This is a genomic window from Corynebacterium sp. (genome assembly GCF_030532965.1).
In the GTDB taxonomy this organism is placed as follows: domain Bacteria; phylum Actinomycetota; class Actinomycetes; order Mycobacteriales; family Mycobacteriaceae; genus Corynebacterium.
The window spans coordinates 39,397-45,606 of sequence record NZ_JAUNKC010000027.1 but is presented as its reverse complement, the minus strand read 5'-3'; the positions used below and the strand labels follow the sequence as shown (position 1 = coordinate 45,606).

General features: G+C 54.2%; 6 protein-coding genes. All 6 read left to right on the top strand.

Going from position 1 to position 6,210, the window contains the following annotated elements:
- Positions 1 to 114 precede the first annotated feature (114 nt).
- On the top strand, positions 115 to 960 hold the full coding sequence (locus tag Q4D85_RS11475) for a DUF4261 domain-containing protein (protein WP_303200559.1): 846 nt from the start codon (positions 115 to 117) through the stop codon (positions 958 to 960).
- A gap of 127 nt (positions 961 to 1,087) precedes the next feature.
- Positions 1,088 to 2,050, top strand: a complete 963-nt coding sequence (locus tag Q4D85_RS11470) for a sugar-binding transcriptional regulator (protein WP_303200556.1) — start codon at positions 1,088 to 1,090, stop codon at positions 2,048 to 2,050.
- An 83-nt stretch (positions 2,051 to 2,133) separates the two neighbouring features.
- Positions 2,134 to 2,784, top strand: coding sequence for a deoxyribose-phosphate aldolase (deoC, locus tag Q4D85_RS11465; protein ID WP_303200554.1), 651 nt, complete (start codon positions 2,134 to 2,136; stop codon positions 2,782 to 2,784).
- A 2-nt stretch (positions 2,785 to 2,786) separates the two neighbouring features.
- Positions 2,787 to 4,148, top strand: coding sequence for an L-fucose:H+ symporter permease (gene fucP, locus Q4D85_RS11460; protein WP_303200552.1), 1,362 nt, complete (start codon positions 2,787 to 2,789; stop codon positions 4,146 to 4,148).
- A complete protein-coding gene (locus tag Q4D85_RS11455) occupies positions 4,141 to 5,139 on the top strand; it encodes an aldose 1-epimerase family protein (protein WP_303200551.1) in 999 nt (332 codons plus the stop codon). The genes fucP and Q4D85_RS11455 overlap by 8 nt, the downstream gene beginning before the upstream one ends.
- A gap of 5 nt (positions 5,140 to 5,144) precedes the next feature.
- Positions 5,145 to 6,047, top strand: coding sequence for a ribokinase (gene rbsK / locus Q4D85_RS11450; RefSeq protein WP_303200550.1), 903 nt, complete (start codon positions 5,145 to 5,147; stop codon positions 6,045 to 6,047).
- The last annotated feature ends 163 nt before the right edge of the window (positions 6,048 to 6,210 follow it).

Sequence of the window (6,210 nt, the reverse complement as noted above, 5' to 3'; positions counted from 1 at the left end):
GACCAGCACTTTCATCACCGACATCACCAGAATCCTCACCAACCACACAACCAAATACCAAGCTGCTTAAAAACATCTAGACCCACCAGTGGGTATTGGATAAAATTCGAGGTTATGTTGACGCAAGATTTATCTGGCGACCAGGTAGGGGCAGGGGCGTTTACGGTTGATTTCTATTGGGGTGTGCACCCTAAACGTGGGCTGGATCTTTCGCCTGTTGCTAAAGAACTGACCGAAACGTGCGCCATTGGTTCGATTAAAGATACTGGTGGGGAGCTGCTTTTGTTAGGTTTTGGCGAAAAACATGGATGCCTCATGCCGCCAATGCTCATGTTTAGCGGCATTACACAGGTTGAAGATCCTGGCGCGGTCATTGATTCTTTCGAGCGCACGCAGTTGTGGCGGTTGGGTGGTCGTGAGGATGAGGCGCTAGCGTTGATGAACTTCACCTTGGGAATGACCGAATTGCATTTGCCGTATGCATCTGCCGATTTTCCGCCGGTTGCGCGACTGGAAGTGTATGCGGCGGCGATTCGTGGTGTTATCCGATCCTTGCGCCCCGATGTGGTTCGGATTGCTCATTCTGGGGATGTGTATTTCGGCGCGGAAATGCTCCAGTTGTTGGAGGATGCGCGGTTCCAGCCAGCTCAATTGGCAGTCAATATCCGCAGTTTTAATGTTGCTGGTAAAGGCCAGAATGAGTTTTTAATGGATTCGCTAGGCGCGTATTTGTTTGATTTACCAGATGTGCAGGTGCATGCACACACAGTGGATCAAGACGAAGTGGCTGACCTGGTTTTCAGCATCGTCCACTATTTGTTAGATCGCGGGGATGTCTTTAACGACGGCGACACCATCGGGGCGGAGGGATACAAGGTGCAACATGAGATGTCCTTGGTTCAGCCGCCGCGAGAAGTCATTGATGTGCATTTCGGAGAATTCGCAGCAGGGAGTCGGTGACGTATACATTCGCGCCGAATCGAGTGAACCACAACCTGCATCGCGTTTTAGGTGGGTGCGGTAATTACTCCCACGCGTGCGCCTGTGGGTAGCTGATTGGGTACGGTTATGCGCTATTGTCACTTTTATGGACGATCGTGATTGGAAAGCAATTGACGCCGCAAAGTTGTACTACCAATTAGACCTTTCGCAGTCGGAGATTGCGGAAAAACTCAAAGTCTCACGTCCTACGGTGTCGAAATTGTTAAAACGTGCGCACGATCGGGGGTTCGTGCGGATTGACATTATCGATCCCCGTGAGGTGGGGTCGGATCGCTCGCGGGAGTTGTGTGCACGCTTCGATTTAGTTGAGGTTCAAATCGTCACTGGGCATCCGCGTGACCGCAATGACCTGCTGTTGGGGCTTGGTCGATTGGGGGCAGAGATGCTGCAGGGCTTGCTGCGCGACGGTGATGTTTTGGGGGTTAGTTGGGGAAATACCATGTACGCGGTGGCGAAGCAGTTGGAGCGGCAGAATCTGCGCGGGGTTGAGGTTGTCCAGTTGAAGGGTGGGATGTCGCATAGCGATAAGGCAACGAATGATTTTGAGACGATGGATTTGTTCTGTCGGGCGCTTAACGCCACAGCGAAGTTGTTGCCGTTGCCAGCGGTTTTTCGAAATGCCGAGGTGAAGCGGCTGGTGGAGCAGGAACCGCATATTCGCGACATTATGAAGGCAGGTCGGGAAGCGAATATTGCGTTGTTCACGGTGGGGGCAGCTAACCCCGATTCGATATTGTTTCAGTTAGATTACTTCACAGAGCAAGATAAGAAAGTAATTATTGAAAAGTCCGTTGGTGACATTTGTTCCCGCTGGATCGACCGGGGTGGGACGGTGAGTGTGCCGGAGGTCGATGAGCGAACCGTGGGCATTTCTTTACCGGAGCTTAAGCGAAAGCATACGAGAATATTAGTAGCTGGGGGATTGGATAAGGCGGAAGCTATCTGGGTGGCGCTGCGTGCGGGCTTTGCGACGCACCTGGTGGTCGATTCCGACACCGCGGCGAAGCTGCTGGAATTAGAGGCGGCTGAGGAATCGTCGAAAAGCTAAAACTATGTAAAAGTCACTATTGACAAAATTTCCTCCATTGGTAGCGTGAGGGGTGAAGTATTTCATTATCAAGGAGGAATGTGATGCGCAACTCACTTCTGATCGATCACACCTTGCTTGCCGCTACCGCGCAACAAACCGAGGTGGAAAACCTCATTGACGAAGCCAAACAGCATGGCTTTGCCTCCGTTTGCGTCAACCCAGTCTGGGTATCATTCGCCACGGACCGACTGGCCGAATCGCCGGTAAAAGTCTGCACCGTCATCGGTTTCCCGTTGGGCGCAAACACCTCGGCGGTCAAGGCCTTCGAGGCGGAAGACGCGATACGAAACGGCGCGGAAGAAATCGACATGGTCATCAATATCGGTGCGGCCCGCGCCGGTGACTGGGAGACCGTCGAGGCGGACATTCGCGCCGTAGTCAAAGCTGCGGCAGGGCGAGCACTGGTGAAAGTCATCATCGAAACCTGCTACCTGTCCGATTCCGACATCGTCGAAGCTTGTCGACGCGCGCAGGCCGCCGGTGCCGATTTCGTGAAAACATCAACCGGGTTTGGCACTGCAGGGGCCAAAGAAGAACACGTCGCTTTAATGCGGGAAACCGTAGGGGACAGCCTCGGCGTGAAAGCATCCGGCGGGATTAAAACCGCAACCGATTTCGCGGCCATGGTGGCTGCGGGCGCTAACCGAATCGGCACCTCTAATGGTGTCGCGCTACTTGTGGGGGTGAAATAACAATGTCGTTCGGAATTATTCCTAACAACGCGGTCCAAGAACGGGACGGCTATCTCGATCGCACACCGTGGTTCCAGTTCATTCTGATCTCTATTTGCTTCCCCATGTGGGGCGCGGCCGCCAGTCTTAATGACATCCTGATTACCCAGTTCAAGTCGATCTTCACGCTGTCGGACTTCGCCTCCGCATTCGTCCAGTCGGCCTTCTACGGCGGCTATTTCATCATCGCCATTCCGGCGTCCCGAATCATCAAACGCTATAGCTACAAACTCAGCATCCTTATTGGGTTGTCGCTGTATATCGTCGGTTGTACGCTGTTTTTCCCGGCATCGCACATGGCGACCTACAGCGTGTTCCTGGTGGCGTTGTTCGCCATCGCGGTGGGTTTAAGTTTCCTAGAGACTTCCTGCAATACCTATTCGACGATGCTTGGGCCAAAGAAAACCTCCACCCTCCGGCTGAACATCTCCCAAACCTTCTATCCCCTCGGTTCGATCCTGGGAATTCTGCTGGGCAAGTACTTGGTTTTCACCGACGGCGACGCACTGCATTTGCAGATGGAGTCCATGAGCCATGACGAAAAGGCATCGTTTGCACAGGAAATGCTGCAACGCACCCTCCAGCCGTACCAATTCATCATCATGATCCTGGTGGTGCTGCTGATTATCGTCGCTCTAACCCAAATGCCTACCTGTAAGCCGCTTTCCGACGGCACCCACGTGGCAAAAGCCAAGATCGGCGAAACCCTGGCCTACCTGGCGTCCAACGTGAAATTCCTCCGCGGCATCGCAGTGCAGTTCCTCTACGTCGGTATGCAAACCGCAGTATGGTCATTCACCATTCGCTTGGCACTTAACCTCGATGAATCCTTGAACGAACGTTCCGCTTCCACCTTCATGGTCTGGGCATTCGTGGCATTCTTCCTAGGCAAGTTCTCCGCGAACATTCTCATGACAAAGATGAACGAAAACGTCGTTTTGATCCTGTACTCAGTACTAGGTTCCCTCGCTTTGGTCTACGTCATGCTGGTTCCAAACCTCACCGCAGTCTATGCAGCTGTGTTGGTCTCCGGACTCTTTGGGCCATGTTGGGCAACCATCTACTCCCGTTCCTTGGATGCGATTGAGGACAAACGTCACACCGAGACCGGTGGCGCCGTGATTGTCATGTCGATTATTGGTGGCGCTGTCGTACCGCTTATCCAAGGTTTTGTTTCCGATACAACCGGTTCCTTGCAGTTCTCCTTCGTGGTCAATCTCGTGTGCTTCGTCGCGGTATTGCTGTACTTCCTCATCTTGTGGCGGGAAGAGAAAACCGGTGCCCCCATCGCTTCTGTTCAGAAAGAAGAAACCGCTCATGTTTAAACTTCCACTCACCAAGGAGTGTTTTACAACCGAACCCCGCACGCTTGTCACGCATGAGGAATTCACCGTCACCGGCTGGCAGTATCCCAGTGGGGTAGCGGCGGTGAAGATCGAAAACTCCCGAGGTAGCATTGAAGTCCTTCCGTTTATGGGACAGATCATCTGGGATGTGGTGTTCGATGGCGTGTCGCTGACCATGAAAAACATGTTTAGCGAACCCAAGCCCGCGGACATTATCGTCGACACCTACGGTTGCTTCGCCTTCCACTCCGGCTTGCTCGCCGCAGGTTGCCCCGCACCGGACGACACCCATCCGCTGCACGGTGAATTTCCGTGCGCACCGTTCGAAACCGCCTGGGTTGAGCTTGTCGACGACTCCGTAGCCATCTCCGGAACATACGAATACGTGCAAGGCTTCGGCCACCACTACACGGCCACTCCGACGGTACGGCTTGGGCGCGGCGACACTGAATTCGATATTGACCTCGAGGTGACAAACCTGTCGGCCTACCAGCCGATGCCGCTGCAATACATGTGCCACATGAATTACGCGTATGTTCCAGGGGCAACCTTCGGCGGAAACCTCCCCGATGAGGCCTTTAAAATCCGCCGCACCATTCCCGCCCATGTGCACCCCACCCCGCAGTGGCAGGAATTCATCGAAGAGCTGGCAACCCGGCCAGCCTACACAACGCTAACCGAACCAGAACGCTACGATCCCGAGATCGTATGGTTCGCCGATGACCTGCCACAATACGGCGCAGAGGTCGAAGTGACAATGGACAAATTCTTCGCGCGGTTTAACTCCGAAGAATTCCCGGTAGCAACCAGGTGGGTGCTGCATAACCCGGACCAGCAGGTGGCGGCATTCGTCCTTCCGGGAACATCTCGGCCAGAAGGATTCAACGCAGCCGAAGCCGCCGGAACACTCATTAAGCTTGCGGCTGGCGAAACCAAGAACTTCCACGTCCGCACCGGAATGAAAGGATAACCACAATGACCATCGCCGTCATTGGCTCCAATATGGTGGATCTCATCACCTATATCGATCGGATGCCGGACCCCGGCGAAACCGTCGAAGCCCCCGATTTCCAACTAGGGTGCGGTGGCAAGGGAGCCAACCAAGCAATCGCCGCCGCCCGCAACGGTTCGGAAGTGCTCATGCTCACTCGGGTGGGTAACGACGCCTTCGCTGCGAATACCAAGGCGAATTTCGCAGCCAACGGTATCGATACCACCTATGTGTTGGATACCGACACCACCAGTGGCGTGGCCCCCATCTTCGTGGATAAAAACTCACAGAACTCGATTCTGATCATCAAAGGTGCCAATGCCAAACTCAGCCCCGCCGACATTGACCAGGCGAAAGCTGATCTGGAAAAGTGCTCGCTGATCATTTTGCAGCTGGAAATTCCGCTGGAATCCGTGTACTACGCCATTGAGCTGGGCAACCAGCTTGGCATACCTGTGCTGCTTAACCCGGCACCAGCCACACCTGGATTAGAGCTTGACCGAATCACCGGGTGCGACTACTTCATGCCCAATGAAACGGAACTAGCGCTCATCACCGGCATGCCGGTCGATACCATGGAGCGGGTCAAAGAAGCTGCCAAGACATTGTCCGATGCTGGAATCACCAATGTGGTGGTCACCCTTGGGGCCCGAGGCGTGTACTACTTAACCGAATCCGGTGAAGGGGAAATCCCACCATTCAAGGTCGAAGCCGTTGACACCACTGGCGCAGGTGACGCCTTCATCGGGGCATTTGCGAACGCGATTGAAACGGGTCTGGACCTTGAGGCCGCGCTGACAAGGGCGGCGTTCTACGCGGCAGACTCCGTGACAAAACGCGGCACCCAGTACTCCTATGCTTATGCGAAAGATCTCGATTTTCCTTAAGCCACCTTGCCGTATGATCAAACGGTAACTCCTAAAAACCACGACAGTCCACGCCGAAAGGCAGCGGGCTGTCGTGGTTTTTGTTTATTCCCTGACGTGCGATGCATTCGTGCGAGAAACTGTGGCTATGACCTGCGAAAAAACAGGTAGCCAGTGCCAGCTT

Excerpts from the sequence above, each read along its gene's own strand:
- Q4D85_RS11475 (WP_303200559.1), top strand. The coding sequence starts at position 115 with ATGTTGACGCAAGATTTATCTGGCGACCAGGTAGGGGCAGGGGCGTTT.
- deoC (WP_303200554.1), top strand. The coding sequence starts at position 2,134 with ATGCGCAACTCACTTCTGATCGATCACACCTTGCTTGCCGCTACCGCG.
- Q4D85_RS11455 (WP_303200551.1), top strand. The coding sequence starts at position 4,141 with ATGTTTAAACTTCCACTCACCAAGGAGTGTTTTACAACCGAACCCCGC.
- fucP (WP_303200552.1), top strand. The coding sequence starts at position 2,787 with ATGTCGTTCGGAATTATTCCTAACAACGCGGTCCAAGAACGGGACGGC.
- Q4D85_RS11470 (WP_303200556.1), top strand. The coding sequence starts at position 1,088 with ATGGACGATCGTGATTGGAAAGCAATTGACGCCGCAAAGTTGTACTAC.
- rbsK (WP_303200550.1), top strand. The coding sequence starts at position 5,145 with ATGACCATCGCCGTCATTGGCTCCAATATGGTGGATCTCATCACCTAT.